This is a genomic window from Streptomyces sp. NPDC089915 (assembly GCF_040684675.1).
GTDB lineage: Bacteria > Actinomycetota > Actinomycetes > Streptomycetales > Streptomycetaceae > Streptomyces.
Window position 1 is genome coordinate 61287 of sequence record NZ_JBFBGN010000019.1, and the last position, 17826, is coordinate 79112.

16 protein-coding genes are annotated in these 17826 nt (G+C 72.2%); 9 read left to right on the plus strand and 7 right to left on the minus strand.

From position 1 onward, the window contains the following. Positions 1–5 precede the first annotated feature (5 nt). The 3 genes from AB0O29_RS09020 to AB0O29_RS09030 all read right to left on the minus strand — a co-directional run bounded on the left by AB0O29_RS09020 (position 6) and on the right by AB0O29_RS09030 (position 2726). The gene (locus AB0O29_RS09020) at positions 6–779 is read right to left on the minus strand and encodes a DUF2182 domain-containing protein (RefSeq protein WP_365148369.1); all 774 of its coding nucleotides are present in this window, start codon (positions 777–779) and stop codon (positions 6–8) included. Continuing rightward, the gene (locus tag AB0O29_RS09025; protein ID WP_365148372.1) at positions 780–1385 is read right to left on the minus strand and encodes a DUF1326 domain-containing protein; all 606 of its coding nucleotides are present in this window, start codon (positions 1383–1385) and stop codon (positions 780–782) included. It lies immediately after the preceding gene. A gap of 141 nt (positions 1386–1526) precedes the next feature. Further along, a complete protein-coding gene (locus AB0O29_RS09030; protein WP_365148374.1) occupies positions 1527–2726 on the minus strand; it encodes a saccharopine dehydrogenase NADP-binding domain-containing protein in 1200 nt (399 codons plus the stop codon). Between the two features lie 95 nt (positions 2727–2821). Here AB0O29_RS09030 and AB0O29_RS09035 point away from each other — a divergent pair, with 95 nt between their 5' ends. The 6 genes from AB0O29_RS09035 to AB0O29_RS09060 all read left to right on the plus strand — a co-directional run bounded on the left by AB0O29_RS09035 (position 2822) and on the right by AB0O29_RS09060 (position 10227). After that, positions 2822–3208 carry an MmcQ/YjbR family DNA-binding protein gene (locus tag AB0O29_RS09035; protein ID WP_365148377.1) on the plus strand — a complete coding sequence of 129 codons (387 nt, stop codon included), beginning with the start codon at positions 2822–2824 and terminating at the stop codon, positions 3206–3208. Between the two features lie 166 nt (positions 3209–3374). Continuing rightward, positions 3375–4511 (plus strand): CaiB/BaiF CoA-transferase family protein, encoded by a 1137-nt coding sequence (locus tag AB0O29_RS09040; protein ID WP_365148380.1) that lies wholly within the window; start codon positions 3375–3377, stop codon positions 4509–4511. After that, the gene (locus tag AB0O29_RS09045) at positions 4511–5536 is read left to right on the plus strand and encodes an LLM class F420-dependent oxidoreductase (protein ID WP_365148383.1); all 1026 of its coding nucleotides are present in this window, start codon (positions 4511–4513) and stop codon (positions 5534–5536) included. The genes AB0O29_RS09040 and AB0O29_RS09045 overlap by 1 nt, the downstream gene beginning before the upstream one ends. 9 nt (positions 5537–5545) lie before the next feature. Then, positions 5546–6688: an acyl-CoA dehydrogenase family protein gene (locus AB0O29_RS09050; protein ID WP_365148386.1), complete on the plus strand. Its 1143-nt coding sequence runs from the start codon at positions 5546–5548 to the stop codon at positions 6686–6688. A gap of 48 nt (positions 6689–6736) precedes the next feature. Further along, a complete protein-coding gene (locus AB0O29_RS09055) occupies positions 6737–7951 on the plus strand; it encodes an acetyl-CoA C-acetyltransferase (RefSeq protein WP_365148389.1) in 1215 nt (404 codons plus the stop codon). Positions 7952–8037: 86 nt separating this feature from the next. Continuing rightward, a complete protein-coding gene (locus tag AB0O29_RS09060; RefSeq protein ID WP_365148392.1) occupies positions 8038–10227 on the plus strand; it encodes a 3-hydroxyacyl-CoA dehydrogenase NAD-binding domain-containing protein in 2190 nt (729 codons plus the stop codon). Positions 10228–10245: 18 nt separating this feature from the next. Here the strand turns inward: AB0O29_RS09060 and AB0O29_RS09065 are convergent, their stop codons facing one another. After that, positions 10246–11019, minus strand: a complete 774-nt coding sequence (locus tag AB0O29_RS09065; RefSeq protein WP_365148395.1) for a MerR family transcriptional regulator — start codon at positions 11017–11019, stop codon at positions 10246–10248. 85 nt (positions 11020–11104) lie between these two features. Between AB0O29_RS09065 and AB0O29_RS09070 the strand changes: the two genes are divergently transcribed. Next, the gene (locus tag AB0O29_RS09070; protein WP_365148398.1) at positions 11105–12961 is read left to right on the plus strand and encodes a long-chain fatty acid--CoA ligase; all 1857 of its coding nucleotides are present in this window, start codon (positions 11105–11107) and stop codon (positions 12959–12961) included. Positions 12962–13824: 863 nt separating this feature from the next. On the opposite strand, the gene AB0O29_RS09075 is transcribed toward AB0O29_RS09070, so the two are convergent. Then, positions 13825–14031 (minus strand): hypothetical protein, encoded by a 207-nt coding sequence (locus tag AB0O29_RS09075; protein WP_344166514.1) that lies wholly within the window; start codon positions 14029–14031, stop codon positions 13825–13827. Beyond that, entirely contained in the window at positions 14024–14185 is a 162-nt protein-coding gene (locus tag AB0O29_RS09080) for a hypothetical protein (RefSeq protein WP_365148401.1), read from the minus strand. Before AB0O29_RS09080 ends, AB0O29_RS09075 begins: the two co-directional genes overlap by 8 nt. A 171-nt stretch (positions 14186–14356) precedes the next feature. Here AB0O29_RS09080 and AB0O29_RS09085 point away from each other — a divergent pair, with 171 nt between their 5' ends. Both AB0O29_RS09085 and AB0O29_RS09090 read left to right on the plus strand, forming a co-directional pair. Beyond that, positions 14357–15676 carry a hypothetical protein gene (locus AB0O29_RS09085; protein WP_365148404.1) on the plus strand — a complete coding sequence of 440 codons (1320 nt, stop codon included), beginning with the start codon at positions 14357–14359 and terminating at the stop codon, positions 15674–15676. An 87-nt stretch (positions 15677–15763) separates the two neighbouring features. Beyond that, positions 15764–16264, plus strand: a complete 501-nt coding sequence (locus AB0O29_RS09090; protein WP_365148406.1) for a GNAT family N-acetyltransferase — start codon at positions 15764–15766, stop codon at positions 16262–16264. 743 nt (positions 16265–17007) lie between these two features. Here the strand turns inward: AB0O29_RS09090 and AB0O29_RS09095 are convergent. Then, positions 17008–17697 (minus strand): endonuclease/exonuclease/phosphatase family protein, encoded by a 690-nt coding sequence (locus AB0O29_RS09095; RefSeq protein WP_365148409.1) that lies wholly within the window; start codon positions 17695–17697, stop codon positions 17008–17010. Positions 17698–17826: the final 129 nt, after the last annotated feature.

Sequence of the window (17826 nt, forward strand, 5' to 3'; positions counted from 1 at the left end):
ACCGCTCACATGGGCATGGCCGGCGGCGCGTACAGCCCCGGGGCCAGGCCCGGGTGCCACGGCACGAAGCAGGCGTAGCCGATCAGGGCGACGCCCAGGACGAGGCTGAACGCCTCGCCGTGGCGCCAGGTCTTCTCCAGGAACACGGCCACGGCCAGCGCGGCCATCCAGGCGAGGTTCATCACGCCGACCACGATCAGGACGGCCATCAGGCCCCAGCAGCAGCCGACGCAGTAACCGCCGTGGTAGAGGCCGACGCGCAGGTCGCGCAGCCGCCCGGAGTAGCCGCCGAAGTGCATGAGGAAACCGACCGGGGAGCGGCAGTGCCGCAGACAGCGGTCCTTGAGCGGGGTCGCCTGGTACGCGCCGGCGCCCGCCAGCAGGAGGGCGCCCGCCCAGGGCGCGGCGCCCGGCGCCCGGGCGGCGAGCTCGCCGCCCGCCCAGGCCGCGCCGAACGCGGCCAGCCCGAAGGCCTCCCACGCGCAGAGGTAGCCGACGACCAGGCCGGTGCTGCGGGCCGCGCGCGTCCAGCCCGTCGCGCCGGCGCGCAGCGTCCGCAGGTACAGCGAGACGACGGGCGCGACGGAGGGGAGCATCATCGCGGCCATCATCAGCCCCCACAGGGCCAGGAAGCCCCACAGACCGCGCCCCATCGTGCCCGGCCCCGGCGCCATGCCGGCGGAGCTGCGGACCGTCAGGACCCAGGCCAGCACGGCCGCGGCCAGCATCGCGGCCCAGCTCGCCGGGACGACGGCCCGGCGGGCGAGCGGTGACGACATTCAGGCCGCCCAGGAGAACGGTGCCGAGAAGGCGTTCTTCCCTTCGTTCGCGAAGTCGAGGCCGAAGACGTTCACCCGCGACCTCGTCGCGGTTCCCGCCGCGAGGGTGTCCGCGGGGAATCCGACCCCGCTGACCTTCACGCCCCTGCCGGTCGCGTCGAGCGGGGAGACGAAGTCCTCGACCTCGATGTCGACCATGTCGCCGATCCGCACGTGGTGGCCGCGGCCGTCGTCGGCGTAGTCGATCCGGGCGACCTCCAGCCCGAGCGTCTCGCCGACCAGCGGTCCGAGGGCGCCCATCGGGCCGCCCAGCTGACCGGAGAAGACCGCCCCGAGCGCCTCGGCCTGCTCGGGCGAGGCGGCCGCGTCCATGACCACGCCCACCCGCCAGCCGCCCTCGCTCATGAGCGCCGGGGCGTCCGCCGCGACGGCCACCGTCAGGCCGCTCACGTCCACGTCGTCGACCTGGCCGGAATCGACGTGGAAGGCCAGGAGCACATGGCAGCGGTCGTGGTCCGCCGGGGCCGTGAGGCCGGAGGTGGAGCAGGGGCACACCATGTCGCAGTTGCAGTTCTCGAAATACGTCCCCTCGATACGCCATGCCATCGGAAGCTCCCTTCCTGAGGCTGAGGGCACACGCCCGCTCTCCATTCTCCGCCTCCGGCGATCACCCGGCAACGCGCGGAGCGACCGGCTCCGGCGCCTGGAGCTCCGCCCCTGGACCCCAGCCCCCTGGAGCTCCGCCCCCTAGAGCTCCGCCGCCACCCGGAAGCGCAGGCCCGCCTTCCGGAGGCGGGCCAGCAGGGCGTCGCCCATGGCCACCGCCGTGGTGAGCTGGCCGGAGGTCTCGGGGAGGGCGTCGTACGCCAGGCACAGCGCGGACTCCGCCAGCATCTTCGCGGTCTCCCCGTAGCCCGGGTCGCCGCCCGACACCTCGGTGAACACCCGCCGCCCGCCGCCCTCCCCGACGAAGCGGACGGTGAACCAGCTGCGGGCGCGCTGCTCCGCGTCCGGGCCGGCGCCCGGCTCCCAACGGCCCATCAGCCACCGCCGGGCCGCCGGGACCTGGGCCAGCGCGGCGGCCGCCCCCAGGGCCGCCGTGCCGCCCAGGGCGACCGGCAGGTGCCGTACCGAGGCGTAGTGCCGGTAGCGGAAGTCCGGCCCGTACCGCTCCAGCGCGGCCGCCGACCGGGTCACCACCCGGGGGTCCAGGGTGGGCAGCGGCAGCGCCCAGGTCCCGGTCTCCCGGCTGAACCGGGGCGCCCCCAGCGGCCCCCGCACCCGGCGTCCCGGCAGCCGGGGCTGGTGCAGCCGGCGCTCCCGCGCGGCGGCCAGGGTCTGCGGGCCGCGGCCCAGGGCGGTGAGGGCGGAGGCGAGGGTGCCGCCGGAGACGAGCGCCGAGGACCGGACGAACCCGTCCACCCGCAGCGGCTCCCCGGCCGGCAGCAGGCCCACGGTGAAGTAGGCCCCCAGGTCGGCGGGGACGGAGTCGAACCCGCAGGCGTGCACCAGCCGGGCCCCCGTCTCGCGGGCCCGCGCGTCGTGCGCGACGTACATCCGGTCGACGAACTCCGGCTCGCCGGTGAGGTCCACGTAGTCGGTGCCCGCCGCGGCGCAGGCCGCGACCAGTTCCGCCCCGTACCAGACGTACGGTCCGACGGTGGTGGTCAGGACCCGGGTCCGGGCGGCCAGTTCGCGCACGGCCGGCCCGTCGGCGGCGTCGGCGCGCAGCAGCGGCAGGTCCGCGCAGGCCGGGTCCAGGGCGGCCAGCCGCCCGCGCAGCCGCTCCAGCTTCCCGAGGTCGCGCCCGGCCAGGGCCCAGCGGCAGCCGGCCGGGGCGTTGCGGGCCAGGTACTCGGCGGTCAGCGCCCCGACGAACCCGGTCGCGCCGAAGAGCACGAGGTCGAAGTCCCGTTCCGGGCCGCTGCGGTGGACGTGCTCGTACATGAAACGTTCCTCCCGGCTGGTGTCGGTGGCTGAGGCTAGCGTGGAAGCCGGCTGTCCGTGCGAGCAGGTGTGACCTGCGGTAAGTGGAGGGTTCGATGAAGGCTGCGGTGCGCAGGTGGGAAGCGGTGCGCGCGTTCGCGCTGGGGCTGCCCGAAGCGGTCGAGGAGCATCCCTGGGGTCCCGAGGACGGGGTGGTGAAGGTCAACGGGAAGATCTTCGTGTTCCTGGGGAACGCGGACGGCCCCGAACCGCCGGGCCTCTCGGTGAAACTCAAGGACGAGGTCCTCCACGGGCACGCGCTGGCCGCTCCCGGCGCGACGCCCACCGGATACGGCCTGGGCCGGGCGGGCTGGGTGTCGGTGCCGCTGGGGGAGAAGGGGGCGCCGTCGGCGGAGGTGCTGTGCGAGTGGGTGGAGGAGAGCTACCGGACGGTCGCGCTCAAACGGCACGTCAAGGAGCTCGACGCGAGACGCCCGTCGTGACCCCGTCGTGAACCCGTCGTGCAGGAGGCCGCCGCGCGGGGGAGACCGAGTGGGAGATTGAGCCAATCGGCTAAGCGCTTGCTCTTGTGCTGAGTGGGACGCGTTCCTAGCATCGCTGGTGTTACATCAGTTGTGTCACACACGCACCAGGGACGCTGGGGGCCCGATGACAGTGGCGAAGACAGGGACCGGCCCGCTCGCCGGGGTGCGCGTCGTGGAACTGGCGGGCATCGGACCCGGCCCGTTCGCCGCCATGCTCCTCGCCGACCTCGGCGCCGACGTCGTCCGCGTCGACCGGCCGGGCGGCGGCGGGCTCGCCATCGACCCCGCCTACGACGTCACCAACCGCAACAAGCGCTCCGTCCTGGTCGACCTGAAGTCCGACGAGGGCCCCGCCCGGGTGCTGGACCTGGTCGAGCGGGCCGACGTGCTCATCGAGGGCTTCCGCCCCGGCGTGGCCGAGCGCCTCGGCGTCGGCCCCGACGCCTGCCTCGCCCGCAACCCGAAGCTGGTCTACGGCCGGATGACCGGCTGGGGCCAGGAGGGCCCGCTCGCCCACACCGCCGGGCACGACATCGCGTACATCGCCGTCACCGGCGCCCTCGGCATGATCGGCGCCCCGGACGGACCCCCGGCGGTCCCCGCGAACCTGGTCGGGGACTACGCGGGCGGCTCCCTCTACCTGGTCATCGGCGTGCTCGCCGCCCTCCGGCACGCGAGCACCCCCGGCGGCGCCGGCCAGGTCGTCGACGCCGCGATCGTCGACGGCACCGCCCACCTCACCGCCATGATCCACGGCATGATCGCGGCCGGCGGCTGGCAGGACCGGCGCGGCGCCAACCTCCTCGACGGCGGCTGCCCCTTCTACGGCACCTACGAGACCTCCGACGGGCGCCACATGGCCGTCGGCGCGCTGGAGCAGCAGTTCTACGACACCTTCGTCCGCCTCCTCGGCATCGCCGACGAGGCCCCCGCCCGCAAGGACCTGGCCCGCTGGGGCGAACTGCGCGAGGCCGTCGCCGCCCGCTTCAGGACCCGTACGCGGGCAGAGTGGACGGAGGTCTTCGAGGGCACCGACGCCTGCGTGGCCCCCGTGCTCTCCCTGGGCGAGGCCCCGCACCACCCGCACCTCGCCGCCCGCTCCACCTTCAGCGACTTCGGCGGGATCACCCAGCCCGCCCCCGCACCCCGCTTCTCCGCCACCCCGACCGCCATCGCGAGCGGCCCGGCGCGGCCGGGGGCGGACACCGAATCCGTGGCCCGCGACTGGGACGTGCCGGGCCTGAGCGCGAAGGGCGCCTGATGGAACTGTCCATGCTGCTCGACTACGCGGGCGACCCGCGCCGGGCCGCCGACGAGGCGGCCGCGCTGGAATCGGCGGGCCTCGACGCCGTCTGGGTCGCCGAGGCCTGGGGCTACGACTCCCCGACGATCATGGGCTACCTGGCGGCGCGGACCGAACGGATGAAGATCGGCTCGGCCATCGTCAACGTCTACTCCCGCACCCCCGCCCTCATCGCCCAGACCGCCGCCGGACTGGACGCGATGTCCGGCGGCCGGGCCCTGCTCGGCCTCGGCGCCTCCGGCCCGCAGGTGATCGAGGGCTGGCACGGCAAGCCGTACGACAGGCCGCTGGGCCGCACCCGCGAGACCGTCGAGCTGTGCCGGCGGATCTGGCGCCGCGAGACCATCGACCACCACGGCATCACCGACATGCCGCTGCCGCCCGAGCGCGGCGGCCGCCACGGCAAACCGCTGAAGATCCTCACCCGCCCGGTCCGCGACCGGATCCCCGTCTACATCGCCTCCCTCGGCCCGGCCAACGTGGCCCTGACCGCCGAGATCGCCGACGGCTGGCTGCCCACCCTCTTCATCCCCGAGAAGGCCGGCGCCGTCTGGGGGAGCGCCCTCGCCGCGGGCGCCGCGAAGCGGCCCGCGGAACTCGGCCCGCTCCAGACCGTCGCCGGCGGCCTGCTGGCCATCGGCGAGGACGCGGCGAAGGCCCGCGACCTGGCCCGCCCGCAGATCGCCCTGTACGTCGGCGGCATGGGCGCGCCCGGCCGCAACTTCTACAACGACCTCGCCGTGGCCTACGGGTACGAGGAGGAGGCCCGGCGGATCCAGGAGCTCTACCTCTCCGGCCGCAAGCGCGACGCGGCCGCCGCCGTCCCCGACGAGTTCTGCGAACTCATGACCCTCTGCGGGCCGGAGGGCTACGTGCGCGAGCGCGTCGAGGCCTTCCGGGAGGCCGGCGTCACCATGCTCAACGTCACGCCCGTCGGCCCCGAGCCGGCCCGGCTGATCGAAACCGTCAAGAGCTGGCTCTAGGGGGCCCCGATGCAACGCCGCATCTACGACGCCGACCACGAGGCGTTCCGCGAGACCGTCCGCACCTTCCTCACCAAGGAGGTGTTGCCGCACTACGAGCAGTGGGAGAAGGACGGCATCGTCAGCCGCGACGCCTGGCGCGCCGCGGGCCGGCAGGGACTGCTCGGCCTCGCCGTCCCCGAGGAGTACGGGGGCGGCGGCAACCCCGACTTCCGCTACGCGGCCGTACTCGCCGAGGAGTTCACCCGCGCCGGAGCCCCCGGCCTGGCGATCGGCCTGCACAACGACATCATCGGCCCCTACCTCACCTCCCTGGGCACCGAGGAGCAGAAGCGCCGCTGGCTGCCCGGGTTCTGCTCGGGCGAGACGATCACCGCGATCGCGATGACCGAACCGGGCGCCGGCTCCGACCTCCAGGGCATCCGCACCAGCGCCGAGGACCGCGGCGACCACTGGCTGCTCAACGGCTCCAAGACCTTCATCTCCAACGGCATCCTCGCCGACCTGGTCATCGTCGTCGCCAAGACCACCCCCGAGGGCGGCGCCCACGGACTGTCGCTCCTCGTCGTCGAACGCGGCGCGGAGGGCTTCGAACGCGGCCGCAACCTCGACAAGATCGGCCAGAAGTCCCAGGACACCGCCGAACTCTTCTTCAACGACGTGCGCGTCCCCAAGGAGAACCTGCTCGGCGAGCTCAACGGGGCCTTCGTCCACCTGATGACCAACCTCGCGCAGGAGCGGATGGGCATCGCGATGGCCGCCATCGCCGCCGCCGAACACCTGCTGGAGATCACCACCACGTACGTCAAGGAACGCGAGGCCTTCGGCCGCCCGCTCGCCAGGCTCCAGCACATCCGCTTCGAGATCGCCGAGATGGCCACCGAATGCGCGGTCACCCGGACCTTCCTCGACCGCTGCATCACCGACCACGCCAACGGCGAACTGGACCACGTCCACGCCTCCATGGCCAAGTGGTGGGCCACCGAACTCCAAAAGCGCGTCGCCGACCGCTGCCTCCAACTCCACGGCGGATACGGATACATGACCGAGTACCGCGTGGCGCGGGCCTTCACGGACGGCCGCATCCAGACCATCTACGGAGGAACGACCGAGATCATGAAGGAGATCATCGGCCGCTCCCTCCTCGGCTGACGCCCGATCCCCCGACTTCCGCCGGACCTCCCCCGAAAGGCACGACCTGTGAGCACCGAAGCGTACGTGTACGACGCGATCCGCACCCCGCGCGGACGCGGCAAGGCCAACGGTGCCCTGCACGGCACCAAGCCGATCGACCTGGTCGTCGGCCTCATCCAGGCCCTGCGCGAACGCAACGCCGGCCTCGACCCCGCCACCATCGACGACATCGTCCTCGGCGTCGTCGGCCCCGTCGGCGACCAGGGCTCCGACATCGCCCGCATCGCCGCCATCGCCGCCGGACTCCCCGACACCGTCGCCGGCGTACAGGAGAACCGCTTCTGTGCCTCCGGCCTCGAAGCCGTCAACCTCGCCGCCGCCAAGGTCCGTTCCGGCTGGGAGGACCTCGTCCTCGCCGGCGGCGTCGAGTCCATGTCCCGCGTCCCCATGGCCTCCGACGGCGGCGCCTGGTTCGCCGACCCCATGACCAACTGGGACACCGGCTTCGTCCCCCAGGGCATCGGCGCCGACCTCATCGCCACCATCGAGGGGTTCAGCCGGCGCGACGTCGACGAGTACGCCGCCCTCTCCCAGGAGCGGGCCGCCACCGCCATCAAGGAGGGCCGCTTCGCCGGCTCCGTCGTCCCCGTCACCGACCGCAACGGCCTGGTCGTCCTGGACCACGAGGAGTTCGTCCGCCCCGGCACCACCGCCGACACCCTCGCGAAGCTGAAGCCCTCCTTCGCCGACATCGGCGACCTCGGCGGCTTCGACGCCGTCGCCCTGCAGAAGTACCACTGGATCGAGAAGATCGACCACGTCCACCACGCCGGCAACTCCTCCGGCATCGTCGACGGCGCCTCGCTCGTCGCCATCGGCACCCGCGAGGCCGGCGAGCGCAACGGGCTGCGCCCGCGCGCCCGCATCGTCTCCGCCGCCGTCTCCGGCTCCGAGCCCACCATCATGCTCACCGGCCCCGCCCCCGCCACCCGCAAGGCCCTCGCCAAGGCCGGCCTGACCATCGACGACATCGACCTCATCGAGATGAACGAGGCCTTCGCCGGCGTCGTCCTGCGCTTCGTCAAGGACATGGGCGTCTCCCTCGACAAGGTCAACGTCAACGGCGGCTCGATCGCCCTCGGCCACCCGCTCGGCGCCACCGGCGCCATGCTCCTGGGCACCGTCGTCGACGAACTGGAGCGCCAGGACAAGCGCTACGGCCTCGTGACCCTCTGCGTCGGCGGCGGCATGGGCGTCGCCACCATCGTCGAACGCGTCTGATCGTCCTGATCCCAGATCCCAGATCCCAGATCTCAGATCTCAGATCTCCGATCCCTGATCCCACCTCTGACACGGAAGTAGCGAACATGAGCGAGTCCACCACGATCCGCTGGGAACAGGACGAGACCGGCGTCGTCACCCTGGTCCTCGACGACCCGAACCAGTCCGCCAACACGATGAACCAGGCCTTCAAGGACTCCATCGCGGCCATCGCCGACCGCGCCGAGGCCGAGAAGGACTCCATCCGCGGCATCATCTACACCTCCGCCAAGAAGACCTTCTTCGCGGGCGGCGACCTCAAGGACATGATCGGGCTGCGCCCCGAGCACGCCGGGCTCGCCTTCGACACGGGCACCGAGATCAAGCGCTCGCTGCGCCGCATCGAGACCCTCGGCAAGCCCGTCGTCGCCGCCATCAACGGCGCCGCCCTCGGCGGGGGTTACGAGATCTGCCTCGCCTCCCACCACCGCGTCGCCCTCGACGCCCCCGGCTCCAAGATCGGCCTGCCCGAGGTCACCCTCGGCCTGCTCCCGGCCGGCGGCGGCGTCACCCGCACCGTCCGCCTCATGGGCATCGCCGACGCCCTCCTGAAGGTCCTCCTCCAGGGCACCCAGTACAACCCCCAGCGCGCCCTCGCGGCCGGCCTCGTCCACGAACTGGCCGCCACCCCCGAGGAGATGCTCGCCAAGGCCCGCGCCTTCATCGACGCCAACCCCGAGTCCAGGCAGCCCTGGGACGTCCCCGGCTACCGCATCCCGGGCGGCACGCCGTCCAGCCCGCGCTTCGCCGCCAACCTCCCGGCCTTCCCCGCCAACCTCAAGAAGCAGCTGAACGGCGCCCCCTACCCGGCGCCGCGCAACATCCTCGCCTGCGCCGTCGAGGGCTCCCAGGTGGACTTCGAGACCGCCCTGACCATCGAGGCCCGCTACTTCACCGAGCTGGTCACCGGCCAGACGGCGAAGAACATGATCCAGGCGTTCTTCTTCGACCTCCAGGCCGTCAACGCCGGCCGCAGCCGCCCCCGGGGCGTCGAACCCCGCAAGGTCCGCAAGGTCGCCGTCCTCGGCGCCGGCATGATGGGCGCCGGCATCGCCTACTCCTGCGCCCGCGCCGGCATCGAGGTCGTCCTCAAGGACGTCACCCCCGAGGCCGCCGCCAAGGGCAAGGCGTACTCGGAGAAGCTGCTCGACAAGGCCCTCGCCAAGGGCCGCACCACCGAGGCCAAGCGCGCCGAGCTGCTGGCCCGGATCACCCCGACCGCCGAGGCCGCCGACCTGGCGGGCTGCGACGCCGTCATCGAGGCCGTCTTCGAGGACACCGCCCTCAAGCACAAGGTGTTCCAGGAGATCCAGGACGTCGTCGCCCCCGACGCGCTGCTCTGCTCCAACACCTCCACCCTGCCCATCACCGGCCTGGCGGAGGGGGTTTCGCGGCCCGTCGACTTCATCGGCCTGCACTTCTTCTCGCCCGTCGACAAGATGCCGCTCGTGGAGATCATCAAGGGCGAGCGCACCGGCGACGAGGCCATCGCCCGCGCCTTCGACCTGGTCCGCCAGATCAACAAGACCCCGATCGTGGTCAACGACTCGCGCGGCTTCTTCACCTCGCGCGTCATCGGCCAGTTCATCAACGAGGGCGTCGCCATGGTCGGCGAGGGCATCGAGCCCGCCTCGATCGAACAGGCCGCCGCCCAGGCCGGCTACCCGGCCAAGGTGCTCTCCCTGATGGACGAGCTCACCCTCACCCTCCCGCGCAAGATCCGCAACGAGACCCGCAAGGCCTTCGAGGCCGAGGGCCGCACCTGGACCGAACACCCCGCCGACACCGTCATCGACCGCATGGTCGACGAGTTCGGCCGCCCCGGCCGCAGCGGCGGCGCCGGCTTCTACGAGTACGACGAGAGCGGCAAGCGCACCCGCATCTGGCCGGGCCTGCGCGAGCACTTCGGCAAGCCGGGCGCGGCCGGGGGCCCGTCCGAGACCGTGCCCTTCGAGGACATGAAGGAGCGCATGCTCTTCGCCGAGGCCGTGGACACCGTCCGCTGCCTGGACGAGGGCGTCCTCACCTCCATCGCCGACGCCAACATCGGCTCCATCATGGGCATCGGCTTCCCCGCCTGGACCGGTGGCGTGATCCAGTACATCAACGGCTACGAGGGCGGCCTGCCCGGCTTCGTGGCCCGCGCCCGCGAACTCGCCGCCGCGTACGGCGAGCGCTTCACCCCGCCGGCCTCCTTGGTCGCCAAGGCCGAGCGCGGGGAGACGTACTCCGACTGATGCGCCCGCGGGCGGCGTTCACCCGGTCTCCGAGTCCGGCTTCGAGTCCGGCTTCGGGTCCGGCTCCGACTCCGAGGCGAACGCCGCCCGCAGCTCCTCCCGCAGCGAGCGCTGGAAGGCCGTCACCAGCGCCTGCACCACCATCGGCTGCATGTGCGCGGAGAGCGCCCTCATCGACTCCACCCGCTCCGGATCGCTCTCGCCCTCGGTGAACGGCCCCCACACCTCGTCCCGGAACAGCGCCGTCAGCTCGTGCGCCGCCGTCCGCGCGTGCTCCAGCAGGATCCCCCGGGCCACCAGCAGCGTCTCGTGCGCGATCGGCACGTCCAGCAGCGCGACCCCCAGCCGCAGCAGGGCCAGGTCCACCCGGAAGCCCTCGCCCGCCTCCGACAGCACGTTCATCGCCGACAGCCGGCGCAGGTCCGCGTCCGACAGACCCCGCCCGGCCCGCTTCTCCAGCTCCTCCCGCGACACCTCCCGCGCCGCGTCCGGCGCCCAGGTCGCCACCAGCGCCCGGTGGATGGCCAGGTCGTGCGCGCTCAGGTCGTCCGGGAGGGCGTCCAGGTAGCGCTGGATCGCCGACAGGGTCATCCCCTGGTGCTGGAGCTCCTCGATCAGCGCCAGCCGCGACAGGTGCTCCGGCCCGTAGTGCCCCACCCGACGGGGTCCGATCACGGGAGGGGGCAAAAGCCCGCGCGTGCTGTAGAACCGTACGGTGCGGACGGTGACACCGGCCTTCGACGCCAGCTCGTCGACGGTGAGCATCGGCTCGGTCGCCCGGTGGTCGGCCATCGTCCGCTCCTCGCTCTCTGCTGCACGGCTTGGGTTCAACAGTATTGCTGTCGCACCAACGATGTGAAACGGCCAGGAGCTGCCCATGACCACGAACCTGCGACTGCCCGGACGTCCCGAGGAGCTCACCCTCCCCTCCCTCCTCGCCCGCAACGCCGCCGAACACCCGGACCTGCCCGCCCTCTCCTGGCGCGCCGGGGCCGGGGACGGGCCCGGGGAAGGGGACGGGACCGGCTGGGAGACCCTCACCTGGAGCGAGGTCCGCCGCCGCGTCGCCGTCCTCGCCGCCGGATACACCGCACTGGGCGTCGACCGCGGCGAACACGTCCTGCTGATGATGGGCAACCGGCCCGAGCACTGGCTCAGCGACCTCGCCCTCGTCCACCTGGGGGCCGTCCCCGTCACCGTGTACGGCACCTCCGCACCCGAACAGATCGCCCACATCGCCCGCCACAGCCGCGCCAGGCTCGCCGTCGTCGAGGGCGCCCGCGAACTGGCCCGCTGGGCCCCCCTGCTGGACGACCCCGCCACCCCGCTGGAACGCCTCGTCGTCGCCGAGGCCGCCGACGCCGGCCCGCACACCTCCTACGGCTCCCTCTACGCGAGCGGCGCCCGCCTGCACAGCCCCGACGCCTTCGAGAAGGCCTGGCGGGAGGCCCGCCCCGAGGACCCCCTCACCGTCGTCTACACCTCGGGCACCACCGGCGATCCCAAGGGCGTCCGGCTCAGCCACCGCAACATCGTGCTCCAGTCCGTACGCCTCGACGGGCACGTGGACCTCCCCGAGCACGCCGAGCACATCTGCTACCTGCCCTTCGCCCACATCGCCGAACGGATCCTCGGCATCTACCTGCCGCTGCTGCGCGCCGCGCACGTCCGGCTCGTCGCCGACCCCGCCGCCGTGGCCGCCGCGGTGCGCGAGCTGCGGCCGGTGCAGTTCTTCGGCGTGCCCCGGGTCTGGGAGAAGCTCGCCGCCGGCGTACGGGCGGTGCTGGCGGGCCTCCCGGAGGAGCAGCGGCGGGCCATCGAGGGGGCCGGGGACGTGGCCCGCGCCCGCGCCGGGCACCGGGAGCGCGGCGAGGAGGTGCCGGCCGCGCTGGCGGCCTCGTACGCGGAGGCCAAGGAACGGGTGCTGGACCCGCTGCTGCGGCTGGCGGGGCTGGACCGGCTCGTCTGGACGGCCAGCGCCACCGCGCCGATGCCGATCGACGTGGTCCGCTTCTGGGCGGGCTGGGGGATCACCATCATGGACGCCTGGGGGCTGACGGAGACCTCCGGCGTGTGCACCGTCAACAGCAACGGCCCCGGCGGCTTCCGGCTGGGCTCGGTGGGCCGGCCGATCGAGGGGCTGGAGCTCAGGCTGGCCGAGGACGGAGAGGTCCTCACGCGCGGAGCGACCGTCTTCGACGGCTACCTGCGCTCCGACGGCACGGTCGAGGGCGCGGCCGACGAGGAGGGGTGGTTCCCCACCGGGGACATCGGCCGGCTCGACGAGGACGGGTTCCTGTGGCTGACCGACCGCAAGAAGGAGCTGATCATCACCTCGAACGGGAAGAACGTGGCCCCGGCGCTGGTGGAGAACACCGTCAAGGAACACCCCCTGATCGGCCAGGCCCTGGTCCACGGCGACGGCCGCTCCTACCTGGTGGCCCTGCTGGTCCTGGACCCCGAACTGGCCCCGGCCTGGGCCGCCGCCCGGGGCATCGAGACGGCCAACCTGGCGGAGCTGGCCGCGCACCCGGCGGTCCTGGAGGAGACGGCCCGCGCGGTCGAAGCCGCCAACGCCCGCCTCAACCGCACGGAACAGATCAAGCGCTACCGCCTCCTGGCCGAGGAATGGGGCCCGGAGACGGGCGAACTGACCCCGACGCTGAAGCTGCGGCGGAGGGTGGTCCGGGAGAAGTACGGGGCGCTGATCGAGGGGCTGTACGAGGGGGAGTGAGGCGGGGGCCCGCCATCGCCCCCTCGAGGGGCCGGTGGCGGGCCGGTGGTTGCCCACCCGCCTCCCGGCGGCGTTCGACTGGGGCGGCACTGACCAGCGGACCGGGACCGGGGGAGGGCGGGGCCCAAGCGGAGGGTTCTCAGGGAGGGCTGGGGGGTTCCCGCCAGTCTCATCGTCCTTCCGCGTCGGGCCGGCCTGTCAAGGGCGCTCCTTACGTCGCGTCGCTTCGCGATCGCCTGCGGCGACCCTTGACAGACCGTCCCGCCACGAAACGCCGAAGACTGCCGGGAACCCCCCAAAGGAACGGGACGGATGTAAAGCGGGCATGCGGCCGTATCAGCGCCGAGCCGGGGAGGTCGGGACACGGCAGACCACACATCCGGCCCCCGCAATGGGCAATCGGCAATCCATGCCGACCCACGCAACAGATCGCTACGTGCTGCCCATTCTTCGGCGTCCGGAGCCCGTCTGGGGCTGATACCTGCACGAAATGACGATCAGGAGATCATCGGGCTATGCCAGGCGCATGGGATCGCTACGCGCTTCTCCTATTTCAGCGTCCGGCGGCCGTCCTGGGCTGGGATGACGTGTCGGTCGTCCGTTGATGCAGGTAACAGCCTAAGGCGGATGAGTTTGAGGGGCCCGGCCGCGCGAGGCCGCCGGGCCGAGGTTGCGGTTAGCCGTGAGACGGCGGCTGCGTGATGAATCCGCGTGTCGGGCGTTTCTCCGGCTCGCGGGACGTCGGTTGCTGCGTCTCACGCCAGACCTTGACGAGCTCGGCGTACCGAGGGTCTGTCCACTCCTGCACGAGTCCTCCCACCTGTAGTCCTTGCTGGGGATCGTGCACCCTCAGAGCGTGGGCATCAAACCGGCTCGATGTTGCCGACTGCGGTGGTGAACTCGCGGCCGGAGGCGTTGCGGATGTAGGCCAGCTCCACCCAGTGCTCGCTGCCGGCGGTCGAGACGTTTTCGTTGATCACGGCCATCAGCTCGCCTTCGACGCCGGACGGGAGGTCCCGGACGCGTTTGCGGAGGAGGCGATGAGGGACGTACTCGTACTGATCACTCATCCGCCGCCTCCGGTGAGGTGCTCATGAAGTGCTCCCATCCAACGCGGGCACGGTCGAGCAGGTCCGCGGTGGGGAGGGTCAGCGGGGCGGTTCCGGCGGCCGGGGTGTCCGGGGTGTCCAGGCTCAACACGCCGCGGGGGATCGGACTCGGCACGGAGGCTTCCTTCCGTTGTCGGGGGTGGTGGACATCAGCGTCCCGGCGGGGTGGAACGGCTGCGAGGCAAGTGGGCGGAAGTTCAGCGGCAATTCGGAGGTGCCGGGCGCGGGGATTGGAGGCAAAAGCAGCGGGCCGCGTGCGTTTGCGGGCCGGATCGGCCTAGGTTGCGTGAAGGCCCACGACAGGAGCGAAGTGATGCGGACCCCCGCCAACGAGAGGCTGTTCGCTGCCAGAACGGCGCAGGGCTGGTTCTCGCAGGAGAGAGCCGCTGAGGAGATCTCGAAGGCCGGAGCCGCAGCACTCGGCCGCCCCGGATACACGATCAGCGTGCGGACCTACCGAGCATGGGAGTCGAAGAACCCTCCGTGGCCACGCCCGGACCAGGCGACCGCGCTTCGAGCCGCGTTCGGCCGGGGGCCGGAAGCACTTGGCTTTCCCGGGTTCCCCGAGGGAGTGTTTGACAGTGGCCCGGGACTTCGGGAGATGATCCCGTCTGTGGACCGCCGAACAGCCCTGGGAGCCGGCGCGGCCGTGATGGGCCTGCCCTGGCTCAACTCGTCACCGGCTCGTGCCGCCTCGGACCTCCGCATCGGCCGTGACGAGATCGACCTTCTGACCGCGACCGCCACCGATCTCGACGCGATCGATCAACGATTCGGCGGCGACCGGCTCTGGCGCACTGCGAAGATGCACCTGTCCTGGGTCCACCACGTGATAGACCACGGCTCTTACGCCGAGGACATCGGTCAGGAGCTGCACACCATCGCCGGGCAGCTCACCACTTCGTTGGGCTGGTTCTGCTACGACGCCGAGCAGCAGACCGAAGCCCGGGTGTACTTCTCCGAGGCCCTGAACACCGCGATGATCTCGGGCGACGACCGGCTGGCCACCCGGACGCTGTCGAACATGGCCCGCCAGTCGGTGGACCTCGGCAAGCCACGTGAGGCGATCCGCTTCGCCCGCACCGCCGAGCGCCACGCGGCACGCTGGGACGCTCCACCCCGGGTGAACGCGCTCTTGGCGATCCGGATCGCCCAGGGCTACGCACGGCTCGGCGACGAGATGAACGCCTCGTATTCGATCAAGCGGGCGTGGCAGGCATTCGACCAGGGCACCAGTGATCGTGATCCCGAGTGGACCCGCTTCCTCAACGAAGCCGAACTGGTCTGCCTGGAAGGCATGTGCCGTTCCGATCTCGGCCAATGCAAGCGGGCCGTGCGCCTCCTGGACCGGTCGGCCGCCCTTCAGGGCATCGAGCATTCCCGTAACCGGGGGATGTGCCTCGTCCGGCTGGCGGACGCCGCCGTCCAGGCACGTGAACTCGACCGCACCGTCGAGGCCGCGCGCGAGTCCTTGCGCCTGATCCAGGGCGGGCAGGCGTCCATGCGCAACCGGAGGCAACTCAACCTGGTCAGGGACAAGCTTTACGGCAATTCCAGCCCGTCAGCCCGGGAGACCGCCGACTTGATCGCCGCGCAGATCGCATAGCGCGAGCATGGAAGGAACCGCATGCCCCACCGCACCGCGCCACAGCTCACCTTCACCCGGCACACACCTGAGGCGGCGCGAGCCCGCATGACCGAGTTGCTCGCCGTGTACACCGAGGTCTACGACACCCCTCCCTACACCGGCGACCCCTTCTTCTCCGTGACGACGTACGCCGACCGGCTCACGGCGGCGTTCGACATGACGGGCTTCGAGGTCGTGACCGCCGAACTGGAGAACGGATCCCTTGCGGGCTACGTACACGGGGTGACCCTGACTCCGGACCGGCCCTGGTGGGTGTCCCTCGCCGACCGGCTTCCCGCCGACGTGGCCGAGGCGGCCGAGTCCGGCGAGGTGTTCTGGCTGCGCGAGCTGATGGTCCTGCCGGAGCACGCGAACCGGGGCATCGGCCGTGCCCTCCATGACGAGATGGTCGCGGGACGTCCTGAGCCGTGGACGACACTGACGTGCATCATCGACAACGAGCCGGCCCGATCGGCCTACCCCCGCTGGGGCTACGACGTCATCGGCCGCATCAAGCACGCACCGGACTCCCCGCTCTACGACGCCATGCTCCTGCCACCTGCCTGAAGCTCCCGACCCCGAATGCCGAACCATTCGTCATCTGGTGCGGGTACCAGCCCCCGACAGCGGCCGGACGCCGATATGAGCGAAGCGCGTAGCGATCTGACGCGCCCACCGGTCCCGGATGCCGATCCCGTCGGCCTCGGGGGCGGGTAGCGGCCCCGGACGGCCGTCGGACGCTGAGATGACAGGAGCGCGTAGCGATCTGACGCGCCCACCGGTCCCGGCTGCCGATTCTGTTGGCCTTGAGAGCGGGTAGCGGCCCCAGACGGGCGGCGGCCGCTGAGAAATGAGGAGCGCGTAGCGATCTGGTGCGTGGGTCGGCCCCGGGCTCCGATTGCGGCCGTCGGGGGCCGGATGCCCGGTCTGCCGTGTCCCGACCTCCCCGGCTCGGCGCTGATCCCGCCGCATGCCCGCTTTACATCCGTCCCGTTCCTTTGGGGGGTTCCCGGCAGTCTTCGGCGTTTCGTGGCGGGCCGGCCTGTCAAGGGTGGCCGAAGGCCATCGCGAAGCGACGCGACGAAGGAGCGCCCTTGACAGGGCGGCCCGACGCGGAAGGACGATGAGGCTGGCGGGAAACCCCCAACCATCTCTGAGTCCGCCCGGCTCAGGTCCCGCCCTTCCCCGGTCCCGGCCGGCTGTCCCGCCCCTGCCCAGCGGGGTGCCGCCCCACCCACCCACCCGCACCCGGGGAGGCGGGTGGGCAGCCACCGACCCGCCCCCGACCCCTCGCGGGGGAGATAGCGCGCCTACGCCCGCAGGCGGACCGCCGCCAGGACCGGGAGGTGGTCCGTGGCGGCGCGGAGGTCCGGGGTGGGGAGGCCCGTCGGGACTCCGCAGGCGAGGACCTCGACGGCCGGGGAGGCGAAGACCGCGTCGATGCGGCGGGTCGGGGAGGCCGACGGGAAGGTGTGGCCGCCGCCCCAGGGGGCGGTGGTCCAGCAGTCCTGGAGGGTGTCCGACAGGCGGGTGAAGGCGGGGCCGCCGGGAGTCTCGTTGACGTCCGCCGCCGCGATCGCGTACGGGGTGTCCAGGGCCTCGATCCGCTCCACCAGGAGGTCGGCCTGGGCGGCGCGCTCGGTCGCGTCCAGTGACAGGTGTGCGCTGACGACTCCCACCCGGGCCGCCCCGAAGCGGACCACCGCCGTGGCGAAGCCGCGCCGGTGCAGTCCGGGGGTGAGGGGGAGCAGGACGTCCTCGGTCCGTTCCACGAAGGCCCGTAGCGAGCACAGCAGCAGCGGACCGGCCGCCGTCGCTCCCCCGCCCAGGACCACCAGGTCGCTCTTGGCGGCCAGCCGGGCCGCGTGCTTGCGCCAGCGGAAGAACCGGGGGGCCTCCTGGACGAAGACCAGGTCCGGGGCGCAGGCCCGGATCACCCGGGCCAGTGCCTCCTCGTCGTCGCGCAGCGAGCGGACGTTGTAGCTGAGGACCCGGATCACGGCGGAGCCGTCGGGCTCGGTCGCGGACTCGGGCCTTGTGCTGCGCCTGCAAGGATCGAGTCGGCGCGGCACGAGTTGTCAGGGGAGGACATGGTGGACGAGTTCGGTATATGGGTGTTGAGCACCGGC

What these genes read in the sequence shown, in the direction of transcription:
- AB0O29_RS09020 (WP_365148369.1), bottom strand. Translation starts at nt 779, where the DNA reads ATGTCGTCACCGCTCGCCCGCCGGGCCGTCGTCCCGGCGAGCTGGGCC.
- AB0O29_RS09030 (WP_365148374.1), bottom strand. Translation starts at nt 2,726, where the DNA reads ATGTACGAGCACGTCCACCGCAGCGGCCCGGAACGGGACTTCGACCTC.
- AB0O29_RS09070 (WP_365148398.1), top strand. Translation starts at nt 11,105, where the DNA reads ATGACCACGAACCTGCGACTGCCCGGACGTCCCGAGGAGCTCACCCTC.
- AB0O29_RS09035 (WP_365148377.1), top strand. Translation starts at nt 2,822, where the DNA reads ATGAAGGCTGCGGTGCGCAGGTGGGAAGCGGTGCGCGCGTTCGCGCTG.
- AB0O29_RS09075 (WP_344166514.1), bottom strand. Translation starts at nt 14,031, where the DNA reads ATGAGTGATCAGTACGAGTACGTCCCTCATCGCCTCCTCCGCAAACGC.
- AB0O29_RS09040 (WP_365148380.1), top strand. Translation starts at nt 3,375, where the DNA reads ATGACAGTGGCGAAGACAGGGACCGGCCCGCTCGCCGGGGTGCGCGTC.
- AB0O29_RS09060 (WP_365148392.1), top strand. Translation starts at nt 8,038, where the DNA reads ATGAGCGAGTCCACCACGATCCGCTGGGAACAGGACGAGACCGGCGTC.
- AB0O29_RS09025 (WP_365148372.1), bottom strand. Translation starts at nt 1,385, where the DNA reads ATGGCATGGCGTATCGAGGGGACGTATTTCGAGAACTGCAACTGCGAC.
- AB0O29_RS09065 (WP_365148395.1), bottom strand. Translation starts at nt 11,019, where the DNA reads ATGGCCGACCACCGGGCGACCGAGCCGATGCTCACCGTCGACGAGCTG.
- AB0O29_RS09045 (WP_365148383.1), top strand. Translation starts at nt 4,511, where the DNA reads ATGGAACTGTCCATGCTGCTCGACTACGCGGGCGACCCGCGCCGGGCC.
- AB0O29_RS09050 (WP_365148386.1), top strand. Translation starts at nt 5,546, where the DNA reads ATGCAACGCCGCATCTACGACGCCGACCACGAGGCGTTCCGCGAGACC.
- AB0O29_RS09090 (WP_365148406.1), top strand. Translation starts at nt 15,764, where the DNA reads ATGACCGAGTTGCTCGCCGTGTACACCGAGGTCTACGACACCCCTCCC.